This is a genomic window from Cupriavidus sp. GW821-FHT02F09, from assembly GCF_059421605.1.
In genome coordinates, this window is sequence record NZ_JBWKVH010000014.1 from 1 (window position 1) to 16,067 (window position 16,067).

At 68.1% G+C, this 16,067-nt stretch carries 11 protein-coding genes; 6 read left to right on the plus strand and 5 right to left on the minus strand.

Annotation, left to right across the window (positions count from 1 at the left end; all coding sequences use genetic code 11):
* Nucleotides 1-128: 128 nt before the first annotated feature.
* A complete protein-coding gene (locus AC07XB_RS17385) occupies nt 129-503 on the minus strand; it encodes a cupredoxin domain-containing protein (RefSeq protein ID WP_492376463.1) in 375 nt (124 codons plus the stop codon).
* A gap of 65 nt (nt 504-568) precedes the next feature.
* Nucleotides 569-1,450: a metallophosphoesterase family protein gene (locus AC07XB_RS17390; protein ID WP_492828008.1), complete on the minus strand. Its 882-nt coding sequence runs from the start codon at nt 1,448-1,450 to the stop codon at nt 569-571.
* A 223-nt stretch (nt 1,451-1,673) separates the two neighbouring features.
* On the opposite strand from AC07XB_RS17390, the gene AC07XB_RS17395 reads away from it, so the two are divergent.
* Together AC07XB_RS17395 and AC07XB_RS17400 are read left to right on the plus strand one after the other, a co-directional pair.
* Nucleotides 1,674-2,372: an RNA polymerase sigma factor gene (locus tag AC07XB_RS17395; protein ID WP_492828010.1), complete on the plus strand. Its 699-nt coding sequence runs from the start codon at nt 1,674-1,676 to the stop codon at nt 2,370-2,372.
* Entirely contained in the window at nt 2,359-3,216 is an 858-nt protein-coding gene (locus AC07XB_RS17400; RefSeq protein WP_492828012.1) for an anti-sigma factor family protein, read from the plus strand. The genes AC07XB_RS17395 and AC07XB_RS17400 overlap by 14 nt, the downstream gene beginning before the upstream one ends.
* A gap of 39 nt (nt 3,217-3,255) precedes the next feature.
* Here AC07XB_RS17400 and AC07XB_RS17405 read toward each other — a convergent pair whose 3' ends face one another.
* From AC07XB_RS17405 to AC07XB_RS17415, 3 genes are all read right to left on the minus strand, one after another.
* On the minus strand, nt 3,256-5,499 hold the full coding sequence (locus tag AC07XB_RS17405; RefSeq protein ID WP_492828014.1) for a xanthine dehydrogenase family protein molybdopterin-binding subunit: 2,244 nt from the start codon (nt 5,497-5,499) through the stop codon (nt 3,256-3,258).
* Between the two features lie 12 nt (nt 5,500-5,511).
* A complete protein-coding gene (locus AC07XB_RS17410) occupies nt 5,512-5,970 on the minus strand; it encodes a (2Fe-2S)-binding protein (RefSeq protein WP_150988428.1) in 459 nt (152 codons plus the stop codon).
* A gap of 192 nt (nt 5,971-6,162) precedes the next feature.
* Nucleotides 6,163-6,588: a nuclear transport factor 2 family protein gene (locus AC07XB_RS17415; RefSeq protein WP_492828016.1), complete on the minus strand. Its 426-nt coding sequence runs from the start codon at nt 6,586-6,588 to the stop codon at nt 6,163-6,165.
* A gap of 463 nt (nt 6,589-7,051) precedes the next feature.
* Here AC07XB_RS17415 and AC07XB_RS17420 point away from each other — a divergent pair, with 463 nt between their 5' ends.
* The 4 genes from AC07XB_RS17420 (at nt 7,052) to AC07XB_RS17435 (ending at nt 15,850) form a co-directional block, all read left to right on the plus strand.
* The gene (locus AC07XB_RS17420; RefSeq protein WP_492828018.1) at nt 7,052-10,435 is read left to right on the plus strand and encodes a diguanylate cyclase; all 3,384 of its coding nucleotides are present in this window, start codon (nt 7,052-7,054) and stop codon (nt 10,433-10,435) included.
* Nucleotides 10,436-11,009: 574 nt separating this feature from the next.
* The gene (locus AC07XB_RS17425; RefSeq protein WP_492376470.1) at nt 11,010-12,320 is read left to right on the plus strand and encodes a dicarboxylate/amino acid:cation symporter; all 1,311 of its coding nucleotides are present in this window, start codon (nt 11,010-11,012) and stop codon (nt 12,318-12,320) included.
* Nucleotides 12,321-12,582: 262 nt separating this feature from the next.
* Complete coding sequence (locus AC07XB_RS17430; RefSeq protein WP_492376471.1) at nt 12,583-14,499, plus strand: sensor histidine kinase; 1,917 nt, start codon at nt 12,583-12,585, stop codon at nt 14,497-14,499.
* A complete protein-coding gene (locus AC07XB_RS17435; protein ID WP_253931852.1) occupies nt 14,489-15,850 on the plus strand; it encodes a sigma-54-dependent transcriptional regulator in 1,362 nt (453 codons plus the stop codon). The genes AC07XB_RS17430 and AC07XB_RS17435 overlap by 11 nt, the downstream gene beginning before the upstream one ends.
* The last annotated feature ends 217 nt before the right edge of the window (nt 15,851-16,067 follow it).

The window sequence follows — 16,067 nt, forward strand, 5'->3', positions numbered from 1 at the left end:
CGCCTTCTTTGCCTACTTTCTTGGCAAGACAAGAAAGTAGGTCGCCGCCCCGCAGGGGTGGTGAAACTGCAGTTGCCGTTGCCTTTGACCTTGACGTTAATCAGTTGCAGTTGCAACAAACTAACTAACTAACTAACCTCAATCACCCCGTTCATCGTCTCGTGCCCCGACCCACAAAAAATATCGCACAAGAACCCAAAACTGCCAGCCACCTTGGGCAAGGCCGAAACCCGCACGACCTTGCCGGGCGGCAAATCCTCCCGAATGCCGAGATCCGGCACGCTAAACCCCATGATCACATCCTGCGCGGTCAGCTCGAACACCACCGGCTCTCCGACCCGCAGCGCAATCCGGTTTGGCGTGAAGACAAACTTGCGCGCATGCACCTTGATCACCCGCGGCGCAGCGGCAGCGCTTTGCAACAGTGGCGTCCCGCCCGCCAGCGCCAGCAGGCAGCACAGCGCCCGCCTGCGGCTGATTCCTTCCCGTCCGATGACTGACATGACCAACTCCTGATAGCGAGTTCAAAGCAGCTCAAAGCCGTTCAAAGCGGCGTGGCACGATCTGCTCAACCATTGACAGGCTTCTCCTCGATCCCGACATCCCCCGACGCCCTGCCCGCCTCCACTTCCCGCCAGCCCAATCCCCGATAAGGCTGCGCCGGATCCCACGGCACCGGCAAGCGCTGCGGCTGCGACCCCGCCGCCGGCAACGGGTAGATCAGCGAGCGCGCCGCGTGGTGCGCGATATGCCCGGTCATGTGGTGATGCTCCTGGTGGATGTGCCCATAAAACACCGTCACGTTGGGATGCGGCATCAGCCGCTCGATGACCTGTGCGCCGTCCCGGGTGGCCCAGTCCCACTGCGGATACAGGTCGAACAGCGGCCGGTGCGTGAACACCACGATGCGCGCCGACTGCGGCTGCTGCGCAAGATCCGCGGCGAGCCAGTCGAGCTGTGCCGCGCCCACCCGCCCGGCAGGATCGGAGACGTTGTCCAGCACGATGAAGTGCACGCCCTTGTGGTCGAACACATAGTGCGTGGGCCCGAACAGTTCGCGATAGGCCTCGCCCTGGTCCAGGCTGGCGTCGTGTTCGCCCGGCATCAGGTGCACGACCGGCACCTTGAGCGCGGCGATGATCGACTGGAACTCGCGCATGCGCCTGCGGCGCTCGGCGGGGTCATCGGTGGTGTGGGTAAGGTCGCCGGTGAACATCAGGAAATCCGGCGGCTCGGCCAGTGCATTGACCGCTGCCACCGCCTTGGGCAAGGTCCCGCGCGCGTCGGGATTGGGCGGGCCCTGGAAGCCCCAGTGCGCGTCCGAGAGTTGGACAAAGTAGAACGCTTCGTCCCGCCCGGCAGCCCATCCGGGCAATGCCGACACAAACACCGCGCCGCCGGCGCACGCGGCAAGCCCGAGAAAATCGCGCCGCTTCCATGCTCGCTGCATATTGAGCTCCATCGGATCGATCGGTTTGATCTGGTTGCTGTGGACCTGCCTGTCATACCGGCGCGCAGGCGCGTTTATTCCCGTTGCTGGCGATAATTTTTTTACGTGGTGGTGGTGAGAATCGGGAATAAACTCAGTGCATTCCCGGTATACGCGGCAGAGACGGATTGAACGGGGATGGCGCGCGATGCGTCCAACCCGGGCACCGAGCCAAAGGAGTGACGTGAACGCTGCCGACCAGCGCCGCCGTTTCGACGATCTGGTGCTTCCGCACCTCGACGCCGCCTACAACCTGGCCCGCTGGCTGTCGGGCAGCCCCGTGGAGGCGGATGACGTGGTGCAGGAAGCCTGCCTGCGGGCTTTCTGCTTTTTTGACAGCTTCCGGGGCGATCAGCCGCGCGCGTGGCTGCTGGCGATCGTGCGCAACACGTGGTTCACCACGTGGCGCAAGCGGCGCCAGCCGGGCCAGGCCGAGAGCGCTGGCTACGACGATGGGCATTTCGATGGCGAGCCGCTGCCCGGCTGGCAGGATGGCCACGGCGACAGCCCTGAGCAATGGCTGCAGCGCGCCGAGGATGTCCGGCTGCTGCATGTGGCGCTGGAGCGCCTGCCGCTGGCCTTTCGGGAAGTCCTGGTGCTGCGTGAGCTGGAGGACCTGCCTTATCGCGACATCGCCGTCATCGCGGAAATCCCGCTGGGTACCGTGATGTCGCGGCTGGCACGCGCGCGCAAGCTGCTGGCGGCGGCAGTGCTCGACTTGCGCGCGGAGGGCATGCGCGGCATCGGCACCCAGGGCGGCGCCGACCTTGGCGCGGCAGGCACCCTGTCCACCGCACCGGCAACGGGCAGGGCCGCCGCGGCAACCGCCGTCCACGCCACGCCGGCGCAACCTGCCGGGGAGACAGGCCATGAACTGCAATGACGCCCGCCTGCTGCTGCAGGCCAATGCCGACGGTGAGCTCGGCGCGGGCGACGCCTTGCGCCTTGAACGGCACCTGGCGCAATGCACGACCTGCACCGCGCAGCTCGCGCACCTGCGCGAACTGCGCACCGTATTGCGCGCGCATGCGCCCTACCACCGCGCCGGGCCGGCCCTGCGCGCACGGCTGACCACGGCGCTGGATGCAGCCCAGGCCGCGGCTGGCTCTGGCGCTGCGGCGGCGCCCTCCGGCAACGGTGGCGCATGGTGGCAATGGATGCGGCGCTATTTCGAATGGGGTCCCGCCGCCAATGCCGCCATGGCCGCGCTGACGGTGGCGACGCTGGGCATCGGCATGGCCCAGTACGCGCTGAGCGATGGCTCCGGGCCGACGGTGGAAGGCGAGATGGTAAGCAGCCATGTGCGCGCGCTGATCTCGGGGCACACGATCGATGTCGCCTCGTCGGACCGCCACACCGTCAAACCCTGGTTCAATGGCCGGATCGACTACGCGCCGTCGGTACGGGAACTCGCGCCGCAAGGTTTCCCGCTGGTCGGGGGACGGCTCGACTACGTGCACGGGCGGCCGGTGGCGGTACTGGTCTACCGCCGCAACCAGCACCCCATCGATGTGTTCGTGCTGCCAGCGCGCACGGCGGACAGCAAGCCAGCCCTCAACCCCGGCCACAGCCAGGCACCCGCGCAGATCGAGGCGCGCCAAGGCTACCAGCTGGGGATCTGGGAGTCGGACGGCATGCGCTACGCGGCCATCACCGATGCCTCGGCCGACGACCTGCTGCGCTTCACGCAGGCCTGGCGCGCGGCTGGCGACAACCGCGCGCCCTGAGCCCTGAGCCCTGAGCCCGGCGCCCGGGCTCAGGCCAGCTCAGGCCAGCACGAACGGCAACTGCCGCTGGCGCTTGCCGGTGAGCGTGAACAGCGCGTTGGCCACCGCTGGCGCAATGGCTGGCACGCCCGGCTCGCCCAGGCCGGTGGGCGGATCCTCGGATGGCACGAAGAACACGTCCACCACCGGCGCATCGGTGATGCGCGGCGGCGGATAGTCGGGGAAGTTGCTGTTCTTCACCACGCCGTTTTCGATCTCGATGGCAAAGCCCGGCCGCGTCATCGCCAGCCCGAACACGCATGCGCCCTGCACCTGTGCCTCGGCCGACATGGGATTGACCACGCGGTTGGCATGCACCCCGGCCGTCACGCGATGCACATGTGGCTCGTTTTTCACCAGCGACACCTCCACCACATAGGCCACCACCGTGCCGAACGACTCGTGCACCGCCACGCCCCAGGCCTGGCCCTTGGGCAGCTTGCGCTTGCCGTAGCCGGACTTGTCCACCGCCAGCTGCAGCGCCGCGCGATGGCGCGCGTGCTTGCCCGCGTCCAGCCGCGCAAGGCGGTACGCCACCGGGTCCTGCCTGGCATTGGCGGCCACTTCGTCGACCAGCGTTTCCTTGACGAAGGCGGTGTGCGTGTTGCCAACCGAGCGCCACCACAGCACCGGCACCGCCACCTGCGGGTGATGCACCGATAGTTGCAGCGGGAAGCCGTAGTCGTTCTCCACCAGGCCTTCGACCATGGTTGAGTCCACGCCGCCCTTGACCATGAACGCCTCGAACGGCGTGCCGGAGAGGATGGACTGCCCGACCACGGTATGCTGCCAGCCGAGCACCTGCCCCTTCGCATCGGTGCCGATGCGCGCGCGGTGCACATGCAGCGGCCGGTAGTAGCCGCCGCGGATATCGTCCTCGCGGCTCCACATCACCTTGAGCGGTTCGTCATGCCCGTTCTTGACCCAGGCCAGCAGCACGTTGGCCGCTTCGACCAGGTAGTCGGAGGTGGGCACGGCACGCCGGCCGAACCCGCCGCCCGCCATCATGGTGTTGAGCGTGACCTTGGCCGGTGGCAGCCCGAGCACACGCCCGATGGCGGCCTGGTCCACGGTCTGGAACTGCGAGCCCACCCATACCTTCACGCTCTGCACCGCCTTGCCCGACACCTCGGCCTGCAAGGTGCAGTTCAGCGGCTCCATCGGCGCATGCGCAAGATAGGGAAACTCGTAATCCGCCGAGATGGTGCGCGCGGCGCCGGACATGGCGCCCAGGTCAGCCTGCAGCGCCACAGTGCCGGGTTGCGCGGCCAGCGTCCTGTACTGCGCGAACAGGTCCTTGGTGGAAACGCTGGAGCCGCTGTCTTCCCACACGATCTCCAGCGCGTCGCGCGCCTGCTTGGCCGGCCAGTAGCCATTGGCCACCACCGCCACGCCGGTGCCGCCGCGATCCACCGGCACCAGCATCACGTCGGCCACGCCCTTGATCGCGCGCGCCTTGTCGGCGTTGAAGGATTTCACCTTGCCGCCAAAGCGCGGCGGGCGTGCCACCACGGCCACCACCATGTTCTTGAGATGCACGTCAATACCGAAGGCGGTGGTCCCCTCCAGCTTGCCGCGCGCGTCCAGCCGGCGCGTGGGCTTGCCGATGAGCTTGAATTGCGCCGGGTTCTTGAGCGTTACCTGCTGCGGCACCGGCAGCGCCATGGCGGCCTGCGCCAGGTCGCCAAAGGTGGCGCGATGGCTGCCGGAGGTGACCACGCCCAGCGCCACCTGGCAGCTCGCCGGATCGACCTGCCACTGGGTAGCCGCGGCGGAAACCAGCATGGCGCGGGCGCGCGCGCCCAGCTCGCGGTATTGCTGGAAGGAATGGTTGAGCGCGGTGGAGCCGCCGGTGATCTGCATGCCGAAGGCGGGATCCTTGTACGCATCGCCGGCGGGCGCCAGCGTGGCGCGCACGTTGCGCCAGTCCACGTCGAGCTCTTCCGCCAGCGCCATGGGCAGCGCCGTATGCACGCCCTGGCCGAATTCGAGCCGGTTGACCGCCACCGTGACGGTGTTGTCCGGCGTGATCAGCAGGAACGCCTGCGGCGGTGAAGGCGGGGCCTTGGGCGCCGCGCCTTCCTGCGCCAGCGCGGCCTGGGCTGGCAAGATGCCGAGCGCCAGGCCGCCGCCGGCAAAGCCGGTCAGCTTGAGAAAACTGCGGCGGTCCAGCGCGGCGACGCCGCCGGCGTCCGCGTGCCTGCGATTGCCGCCGGCCAGCGCTTCGAGGTATCTGATTCGCATGGTGTCGTCCCCTTAAGCCAGCGCGCGCGCCGCGTCCTTGATGGCCGCGCGGATGCGCTGGTAGGTGCCGCAGCGGCACAGGTTACCGGCCATGGCCTGGTCGATATCGGCATCGCTTGGGTGCTTCTTGCTGCGCAACAGCCCGACGGCGCTCATCACCTGGCCGTTCTGGCAGTAGCCGCACTGCGCCACATCGTGCTTGATCCAGGCGTCGAGCACCGCGCGGCCAACCTTGTCGCCGGTGACGCCTTCGATGGTGGTGATGCGCGCGCCTTGTGCCGCCGAGACTGGCGTCACGCAACTGCGCGTGGCTTGGCCGTTCACATGCACGGTGCACGCGCCACATGCGGCCATGCCACAGCCGAACTTGGTGCCGGTCATGCCAAGGCTGTCGCGTAACGCCCACAGCAGGGGCGTGGAAGGATCAACGTCTACCTGCAACGGCTTGCCGTTGATATCTAGCGTGGTCATGGGGGGAGCTCCTTGGGTCTGTTTGCCCTGGTCCGCCCCCGGCATGGTGCAGCGGTTCGATCCGCCGCGCCGCGCCGGCGGCGGCCGGTCAGCAGCGTGCGCCCCAGCCGCGGTGCGCACGCCGTACAACCTTGTGAGCATAGTGCAAAAAGGGCAGTCGCGTGCGGTACCGTGCACCGCACCCGGGCGGCCTCAGGCCATGCCTTGCGGCGCGCGGTCGATAAAGCCCGTCATGCATTGCAGCCGGCCGTCCGCCGCCACGGTCGCGAAGTCGGTGCCGGCCACCACGGCTGCCGCACCCGCAGGCGCCAGTTCCCAGGTAAAGCGCAGGTTGCCGCCGTGTGCGTCGACCGGCGTCACGCGCGTAAAGTGAAAACCCGGAAAGCGCGCCTGGACGGCGGCGATCATGGCGTCGATCCCGGCGTGGCCGTCACCGCGCATGAGCGGGTCGACATAGCTGGCGGACTCGGTCCAGGCGCCGACGATCAGCGCGCGCCGGCGAGCTGCGTCGGTTTCGTTCCAGGCCGCAAGATAGCGATCCGCCAGGGCGGCAAGATCGGAGGCAGTGAAGTTGGCGGCGAGCTTGGCAGGTGCGGCGATGCGATCCGATTCGGACATGGTCTTCTCCTTGGTGTGCGTGAGCAAGCTGTCCATATCATCGGTGCGCGCAGCGCTACGCGCGATGACGCGCGGGGTAATTGCCGTCGCGTCGTCACCGCGCGCCCAAGGGCCGCCATGGCTGGCGAGGTGGACGCGTTTCGCGCCGGTCCGATATCCGCGCCAATACCCCTCCTCGGCAGGGCAATGCCTGAAACGCCTGTATGACTGGACCGGCAGCGCGCCTGTCCGCCTTGGCAGCAGACCGGCCGCCGGGGCCGGTTGCGGCTCGCCGCCGGCCACTCTCCTACCGCAAAACGGCGTCCGGCGCTAGTCCGAACAGCGGGAACACAGCGGGGTTTATCGCCTCGTGATTCCGGCGTATCGCCGCTATATTGATCCATTAAGCTGGGCCGTGCGTGCAACCTGCCCGACGCCCGCCCATCGCCTCAATTTCGAGAACGCAGCTTCAGGCTGACGCCACATGACGCCAGATTTGGATGTCCGCCCCTTGCCCACCACCTACCCGCGCTGGCAGCGTGTGTCGCTATCCGCCATCGCCTTCTTCCTGCTGGCCCTGGCCGGGCTGGCCGTGTCGCGCTACCCCGGAAACGTGGCCATGCTCTGGCTGGCCAACGCTTTCGGCCTCGGCATATTGCTGCACCAGCGCCGCGGCGACGCGCCGTGGCAGCTGGCCGGGATGCTGGTGGCGGGCGCGGCGGCCAATGCGGCCATGGGCGATAGCCCCGCCATTGCGTTGGCGCTGGCGCTGGGCAACGTCGCCGAGATTGCCTTCTCGGCGTGGCTGGTGCGCGCCATGACCGGCGGCGCGACGCTATCCCGCCCGGGACCGCTGGCGCGCTTCGCGCTGACGCTGGGCGCGGCCAGCACGCTGGGACCAGCGGTGGGCGCCACCATCGGCGCCGCCACCATCAGCACCGCCTACCACAGCGGTTTTGGCGCGGTCTGGTGGACCTGGTGGACAGCGGACTCGATGGGCATCGTCATGTTGCTGCCGCTGATGGTATCGATCACGCGCGAGCGTTTCGCGGATACCTTCCGCCGCGCGCAGCTGCCCCGTTTTGCCGGCCTGCTCCTGCTGAGCCTGGCGGTGGGCGGCGTGGCGCTATATAAGAGCAACGAGCCGTTCGTGGTGATGGCGCTGCCGCTGGTGCTGGCGGCGCTGCTGACCAATCCCTTTGCCACTGCCCTGCTGACGTTGCTGGCCATCTGCGGCACGGTGGCGCTGGGGCTGGTCACCGCGTCGCTCGGCCTGGGCGCGAACGAGCCGTTCCTGCTGCAGTCGGTGCAGCTGTCGACCGCGCTGATCATGGTGTTCCCGATCTGCATTGCCTTCCTGCTGGAGCAGAACCGGCGTGACCGCAGCGAGCTGCGCGGCAGCGAGCGGCGCTTTCGCCAGGCCATGGAGCATTCGGCCATCGGCATGGCGCTGGTAGGGCTGGACGGCCGCTGGCTGCAGGTCAACCGCGCCATCTGTGACCTGTTTGGCTATGATGCCGCCGAACTGGCGGAGCTGCCTTTCCCGACCATCACCCACCCGGACGATCTCGCCCCCGACCTGCACCAGGTCGAGCGCCTGCTGGCCGGCGAGATCGAGTCGTACCGGATAGAAAAGCGCTTCCGCCACAAGGACGGCCACTATCGCTGGACCTTGCTGGCCGTCTCCCTGGTGCACGACGAGAACACGGGCAAGCCGCTGCATTTCATCTCGCAGGTGGAAGACATCGACGAGCGCAAGGCCGCGCTGGAAAAGCTCGAGGCGCTGTCGCGCCGGACCCAGCTGGCGGTGGAAGCCGGCGGCGTAGGCATCTGGGAATGGGACATTGCCAGCGGCGCGATCGAGTGGGACGCGCGCATGCATGCGCTGCACGGCGTCGATCCTGCCCTGGGCGCGCCGGACATCAAGCGCTGGACGGCCATGGTGCATCCCGAGGATGTCGAGCAGGCAAGCACCGAGATGCGCGAGGCGGTGCGCGGCACGCGCACCTTCGATACCGAATACCGCATCCAGCGCCCCGACGGCGCGGTGCGCCACATCCGGGCCATGGCAATGGTGCTGCGCCAGGACGATGACACCGCGGTGTCCATGATCGGCACCAACTGGGACATCACCGAACAGCGCCGCCTCACCGAGGCGCTGTTCGAGGAGAAGGAACGCCTGCATATCACGCTGCGCTCCATCGGCGATGCGGTGATCTGCACCGACGCCACCATGGGCGTCACCTTCATGAACCCGATCGCCGAGCAGCTCACCGGCTGGACCATGCAGGCGGCCGCCGGCCAGCCGCTCGAATCCATCTTCCGCATCGTCGACGAGCATACCAACGCGCCGATCCCCAGCCCGGTGGAACAGTGCCTGCTGACCTTGCGCCCGGTCTACCTGCAGGACGGCGCAGTGCTGCAAAGCCTGACCGGCGACCGCCATGACGTGCAGGACTCCGCCGCCCCGGTGCGCACGGCTACCGGGGAGGTCATCGGCGCGGTGCTGGTGTTCCAGGACATCACCGGCGCCCGCGCGCTGCAGCGCGAGCTGGCCCATTCGGCCTCGCACGATGCGCTCACCGGCCTGCCCAACCGCATCTGGTTCGAGAAGCGGCTGCGCGAGGCCTGCGAGGCTGCGCGCATGCAGCAACAGCATCACGCGCTGTGCTTTATCGACCTGGACCGCTTCAAGATCGTCAACGACACGGCCGGGCATGCCGCGGGCGACGTACTGCTGCGCGAGCTCGGCCACGTGATCCGCTACCACGTGCGCCCGGACGACCTGCTCGCCCGCCTGGGCGGCGACGAGTTCGCGCTGCTGCTCATGGACTGCACGGTGGACCAGGCCGAGCGCGTGTGCCAGAAGATCATCGATGCCATCCGCGGCCAGCGTTTCCCGTGGGAAGGGCGGGTCTACGATGTGGGCGCGAGCATCGGCATTACCGCCATCGACCACGAAACACCGCCGATGGGCGAGCTGATGAGCCGCGCCGACGTAGCCTGCTACGCCGCCAAGGCGGCCGGGCGCAGCCGCGTCTCGGTGTACCGGCGCGACGAAAGCGATGCGCAGCGCCACCACCAGGAGCTGCAGGTTGCCGCCGGCATCCACTCGGCGCTGGATGCGAACCGCTTCCGCCTGTTCGCCCAGGAGATCCGCGCGCTGCAGGAGCACAACCAGGCCGACCGCCATATCGAGATCCTGGTGCGCATGGTCGACGAGCAAGGCAAGCTGGTGATGCCGGGCGCGTTCATCCCCGCCGCCGAGCGCTATGACCTGATGGGCCACGTGGACCGCTGGGTGATCCACCACGTGCTGCACGAATTCGGCGAGCGCCTGGCTGCGGTGCCCAGGCTCACGGTCGCCATCAACCTGTCGGCCAATTCGCTGGGCGAGCCGTTCCTGCTGCCGTTCCTGCACGCCGAGCTGTACGGGTCCGTGCTGCCCGCCAGCCGCATCCAGCTGGAGATCACCGAGACCGCGCTGATCAACAACATGGCGGCGGCCAATCGCCTGGTGACCGAAATGCGCAGCGCTGGCTGCACCGTGGCGCTCGACGATTTCGGGGCGGGCTTGTCGTCGTTCTCCTATCTCAAGCAGTTTCCGGTGGACTATCTCAAGATCGACGGGAGCTTTATCCGCCACCTGGCCGGCAGCGCGGTGGACCGCGAGATCGTCAGCTCGATCAACGATATCGGCCATCGCCTGGGCATGCTGACCGTGGCCGAATCCGTGGAGGACGAGGAAACGCTGCAGGCCTTGCGCTCGCTTGGCGTGGACTATGCCCAGGGCTATGTGATCGGGCGGCCGATGCCGCTGGAATTGTTCCTGGAGAGTTGCCCGACCCAACCCGTGGACAACGCCTGAGTCACCTGGCGTGCGTGGCTGGCGGCGGCGTGCGCCGGCCGCGCCATGCCCCTTGGATCACACGCTGGCGCCCGCACGGGCGCCAGTTCCGCTTTCAGCCCCGTCGCCCGTTCGGAAAACCGAACGCCCTGCTGCCCTATCCGCACGGAAATCCGAACCGTGCGCCGAGCGCACATTAATTTCTCCTTGTTTTTCAGCAGCTTAGGCGCCTTCGGCACGGCCTTTGGCCTGGCACGCCTCGTGCAATGTATGCGCCGGCCCCAAGCGGCCATACAGGTCGACGGTTGGCTCCCCCCGTGCCGGCCCGGACCCAAAACAATGGAGGAAACAATGATCGACCCCGCCTTGCCGACCTTGCCCACCACACCGGTGGGCGCCGGGCACACGCTGCCCGTGCCCGTTCGGCATGGATCAACGCATTGATCCGGAATGATTCCGGATTGAACAGGCACTGATCTTCCCGGCTGAGGCCGCATGGCGCTGTCCCCACGACGGCAACGCCATGCCAGAAGGCTGCCAGCCCCCCGCAAAACAGCCGTCCGGCCATTGGCCGGGCGCATCGGCCCGACTTCTGATGAAACTGAACCGACTGCCCACCCTGATTTTCATTGCGATGCTGCTTGGCGTGCTGGCCGGCACGGCCGCGCACCACTATGCGCCGGACCCCGCCGCCGCCAAGTCCATCGCCGACCACCTGTCCATCCTGACCGACGTGTTCCTGCGCATGATCAAGATGATCATCGGGCCGCTGGTGTTCGCCACCCTGGTCAGCGGCATCGCCAGCATGGGCGACGGCAAGGCCGTTGGCCGCATCGGCATGAAGGCGATGGCATGGTTCATCGCCGCGTCCATCACCTCGCTGCTGCTGGGCCTGCTGATGGCCAACCTGCTGCGCCCGGGCGAAGGCATGAACCTGGCGCTGCCGGCGGCGGACGCGGCCTCCAACCTGAAGACCGGGGCGCTGAACCTGCGCGATTTCATCGCGCACATGTTCCCCAAGAGCTTCGTCGAAGCCATGGCCACCAATGAGATCCTGCAGATCGTGGTGTTCTCGCTGTTCTTCGGCTTTGCGCTGGGCACGCTCAAGGACGGCATCGGCAAACCCGTGCTGGCCGGCATCGAAGGCCTGTCGCATGTGATGCTGAAGATCACCAACTATGTGATGGCCTTCGCGCCGGTCGGCGTGTTCGGTGCGGTCGCAGCGGTGATCACCGCCGAGGGCCTGGGCGTGCTGGTCGTGTATGCCAAGCTGCTGGGCGCGGTCTACCTGTCGCTGGCGCTACTGTGGGTGGCGCTGATCGGCGGTGGCTACTTCTTCCTCGGCCGCGACGTGTTCCGCCTGCTCAAGATGGTGCGCGCACCGCTGATGATCGGTTTCGCCACCGCCAGCAGCGAATCGGCTTACCCCAAGGTGATCGAGCAGCTCGGCCGCTTTGGCGTCAAGGAGCGCATCACCGGCTTCGTGCTGCCGCTGGGCTACTCGTTCAACCTGGACGGCTCGATCATGTACACGTCCTTCGCCGCGCTGTTCGTGGCACAGGTGTACGGCATCCACCTGTCGCTCTCGCAGCAGGTCACCATGCTGCTGGTGCTGCTGGTCACCAGCAAGGGCATCGCCGGCGTACCGCGTGCCTCGCTGGTGGTGGTGGCCGCGGTGCTGCCGATGTTTGGCCTGCCCGAGGCGGGCATCCTGCTGGTGCTGGGCATCGACCACGTGCTCGACATGGGCCGTACCGTGACCAATGTGCTTGGCAACGCCATTGCCACAACCGTCGTCGCCAAAAGCGAAGGCGCCATCGGCGCGCCGGTGCCCGAAGAAGCGGATGACCCCGCTGCCGACGGCAACCGCGGCCTGACACCCGTTCAGGTCCTGGCCGGCAAGTAACACTGCCAGCGCGCCAAGGCCCGGCCACCGATCAGGTGGCCGGGCCTTTTTTGTTTCCGGGGGCCGGAAAACCGCGATGTGGTAAAAGACGGGGTCGCCGCGGGTGGCGCCATCGCACAATGTGCACATTGGCGCTCCCACCCCCTACTCTTACCCCTTTGCACGATGCACTTTTGCTGGCGCCTGCAGTCTTAACCAGTCGGGCTCGCTGCCCGCGACCGAGTTCCTTCGCCTTCGCTTCCTGCGCATTCCGCCCGCTCCCATGACCGGCCCGCTCCCTTCACACGCTACCCCGCAAAGCGCCCCGCACGACACCTCCGCTCGTGCCGCACGCCTGCGCCCATGGGTGCCCCTCATGGCCATGCTGGCGCTGGCGACGCTGATCGGGCTGGCTGGCGCCATGGGCTACCGGTACAGCTACGACAACGCGCTGGCGCGCCAGGGCGAGCGCGGCCAGGTGCAGCTGCGCCTGTACGGGCAGGCCCTGTCGAGCGAGCTGGCGCGCTATGACTACGTGCCCAGCCTGCTCTCGCTGGACGACAAGATCGCTACCCTGCTGGCTCACCCGAACGACCCGGCACGCGTCGAGGCCGCCAACCAGTACCTGGCCGCGGTCAATGCCCGCGCCGGCACCCGCGTGGTGTTCGTACTCGATGCCCGCGGCCACGTGCTCGCCACCAGCAATTGGCAGCGCCCCGACAGCTACCTGGGCGAAGACCTGAGCTTTCGCCCCTACTTCAGCGACGCCGCGGACGGTCAGCTGGGCCGCTTCTATGGCGTGGGCACCACCCGCAGCGAGCCCGGCTACTACCTCTCGGCGCCGCTAGGCGATCGCCACAAGCCAAGCGGCGTAGCGGTCGTCAAGGTGGGGCTGGAACCCCTGGAGAACCGCTGGCAGGGCGCCGATACCCAGATGCTGCTGACGGACGAGAACGGCGTGGTGATCCTGGCCTCCGACCCGTCCCTGAAACTGGGCGCGCTCAAGCCGCTGGCCCCCGAGCTGCGCGAGCGGCTGCAACGCAACCTGCAATACAACCGCGCCGCGCTCCCGCAGCTGGAGCTCACGCCGGTACGCAAGCTGTCCGACAGCGACGCCCTGGTCCGCCTGCGCAGCGGCCCGCCCATGCTGGCGCAGAACGCCGAACTGGTTGGCACCGACTGGCACCTGACGCTGCTCACCAATACCTCGCAGGCCCGCGTGGCCGCGCTCAGCACCGCCGCGCTGGCCGGCGTGCTCACCGCCTTCCTGTTGCTGCTGGCGGCGGCCTGGAACGTGCGCCGGCGCATCGCCAGCGAGCGCATGGCCGCGCGCGCCGCGCTGGAGGCCGCCAACGGCGAACTGGAGCGCAAGGTGGCGGAGCGCACCGCGGACCTGTCCGCCGCCAACCAGCATCTGCAGGCGGAAGTCGCCGAACGCATCCGCGCCGAGGCAACCTTGCGCCAGGCCCAGGATGGCCTGCTGCAGGCCGGCAAGCTGGCCGCGGTAGGCCAGATGTCCACCGGCATCGCCCACGAGCTCAACCAGCCCCTTGCCGCCCTGCGCACGCTCTCGGGCAATACCCAGAAATTCCTCGAGCGCGGCGACAACGCCACCGCACAGGCCAACCTCGGCACCATCATCGGCTTGGTGGAGCGCATGGGGCGCATCACCGGCGCGCTCAAGTCATTCGCGCGCAAGCCTGGCAATGGCGGCACCGCCGCTCGCCTGGCACCGCTGGACGATGCGGTGGACAACGCCCTGTTCCTGCTCGATACACGCCTGCAGGCGGTACGCCCGGCGCTGGTCCGGGAGATCGAGCCGGACCTGATGGTGACGTGCGATCCCAACCGGCTGGAACAGGTGCTGGTCAACCTGATCGGCAACGCGCTCGACGCGCTGGCCGGCAACCCTGAGCCCCGGCTGGAGCTGCGCAGCCACCTGGCGGGCAGCAAGCTGCGCCTGACCATCCGCGACAACGGCCCCGGGCTGTCCGAGGAAGCCTTCGCGCGGCTGTTCGAGCCGTTCTTCACCACCAAGCCGGCAGGACAGGGACTGGGCCTGGGCCTGACGCTGTCGGCCGGCATCCTGGACGAGGTCGGCGGCAGCCTGGAGGCCAGCAATCACCCCGACGGCGGCGCGTGCTTCACGCTGGTGCTGCCGCTGGCCAGGCTTGACCCGGAGAGCCGCCATGGCAATTGACCCGAACCACGCCGATTCCCCCGACGCGATCGACCCCGCGCCGCTGACCGTGCTGATCGTCGAAGACGACCCCGACGTGCGCCTGGGTTGCGAGCAAGCACTGCGGCTCGAAGGCATTGCCACGCGTGCCGTGGCGAGCGCCGAAGCCGCCCTGCGCGAGGTCGGCAGCCATTTCCCCGGCGTGGTGGTGAGCGACATCCGCCTGCCCGGCATCGACGGCATGGCGCTGCTGCATGAGCTGCGCTCGCGCGACGATGCGCTGCCGGTGGTGATGGTCACGGGCCACGGCGACGTCAGCCTGGCCGTGCAGGCCATGAAGGCCGGCGCCTACCACTTCCTGGAAAAACCGTTCTCGCCCGAGCGCCTGGTCGAGGTCACGCAGCGCGCGCTGGAAAAGCGCCGGCTGGTGCTGGAAGTGGCCGAGCTGCGCAGGAAGCTGGCCGGGCGCGACACCTTGCAGGCGCGCCTGATCGGCCATTCGCCATCCATCGAACGGCTGCGCAAGCTGATCGCCGACCTGGCCGACACCGCCGCCAACGTGCTCATCCACGGCGAGACCGGCACCGGCAAGGAACTGGTCGCCCGCTGCCTGCACGAAGCAAGCTCGCGCCGCGCGCGGCACTTCGTGCCGATCAATTGCGGCGGCCTGCCCGAGCAGCTGTTCGAAAGCGAGATCTTCGGCCATGAGGCTGGCTCGTTTACCGGCGCGGCGCGGCGGCGCATCGGCAAGATCGAGCACGCCGAGGGCGGCACGCTATTCCTCGACGAGATCGAGAGCATGCCGATGCAGATGCAGATCAAGCTCCTGCGGGTGCTGCAGGAGCGCGTGGTGGAGCGGCTTGGCTCCAATACGCCGGTGCCGGTCAACACCCGCGTGGTCGCGGCCACCAAGGCAGACCTGAAGGCGCTCTCGGCGGCCGGCCAGTTCCGCGCCGACCTGTATTACCGGCTCAACGTGGTGACGCTGGAGCTGCCGCCGCTGCGCGAGCGGCGCGAAGACGTGCCGCCGCTGTTCGAGCATTTTGTCGCGCAGGCGGCGCTGCGCTTCGAGCGCGAGGCGCAGCCTGCCACGCCGGCGGAGCTCGCTGCGCTGATGGCCTATCCGTGGCCGGGCAATGTGCGCGAGCTGCGCAACCTGGCCGAGCGCCATGTGCTGGGACTGGGGTGCAATCCCGGGCAAGGCACCGCCGAGCCGGCAGCGCTGCCGCTGGCGCAGGCCGTGGAGCAGTTCGAGCGGGCCATGATTGCCGACGCCATGCGCAGGCATGAGGGGAACCTCAGCCGCGCGAGCGAGGCGCTGGGCATTGCCAAGACGACCTTGTTCGATAAGGTCAGGAAATACCGACTTTGAGATTCCAGGCGTTGCGGTTTGCGCACAGCTTGCGTTGAGGCTTTCCTTGCGGCTTCGGTCGCCGCGCCCCCCCCCCGCCCCCTGCGCCCTCTCAGCCCTTTCGCTCCACCTCCCCGCCCTTCTCCCTTCCCTCCCGCTTCCCCCCGCCCCGCTTCCTTCCCGCTTCGTTTTTCCTTGTGTGAGGTGCCGCACCGAAGCGGCGCGCACGCCGCGCCAC

Coding starts and splice junctions, on each gene's coding strand:
- AC07XB_RS17385 (WP_492376463.1), bottom strand. CDS start 503: ATGTCAGTCATCGGACGGGAAGGAATCAGCCGCAGGCGGGCGCTGTGC.
- AC07XB_RS17390 (WP_492828008.1), bottom strand. CDS start 1,450: ATGCAGCGAGCATGGAAGCGGCGCGATTTTCTCGGGCTTGCCGCGTGC.
- AC07XB_RS17400 (WP_492828012.1), top strand. CDS start 2,359: ATGAACTGCAATGACGCCCGCCTGCTGCTGCAGGCCAATGCCGACGGT.
- AC07XB_RS17405 (WP_492828014.1), bottom strand. CDS start 5,499: ATGCGAATCAGATACCTCGAAGCGCTGGCCGGCGGCAATCGCAGGCAC.
- AC07XB_RS17410 (WP_150988428.1), bottom strand. CDS start 5,970: ATGACCACGCTAGATATCAACGGCAAGCCGTTGCAGGTAGACGTTGAT.
- AC07XB_RS17415 (WP_492828016.1), bottom strand. CDS start 6,588: ATGTCCGAATCGGATCGCATCGCCGCACCTGCCAAGCTCGCCGCCAAC.
- AC07XB_RS17420 (WP_492828018.1), top strand. CDS start 7,052: ATGACGCCAGATTTGGATGTCCGCCCCTTGCCCACCACCTACCCGCGC.
- AC07XB_RS17425 (WP_492376470.1), top strand. CDS start 11,010: ATGAAACTGAACCGACTGCCCACCCTGATTTTCATTGCGATGCTGCTT.
- AC07XB_RS17430 (WP_492376471.1), top strand. CDS start 12,583: ATGACCGGCCCGCTCCCTTCACACGCTACCCCGCAAAGCGCCCCGCAC.
- AC07XB_RS17435 (WP_253931852.1), top strand. CDS start 14,489: ATGGCAATTGACCCGAACCACGCCGATTCCCCCGACGCGATCGACCCC.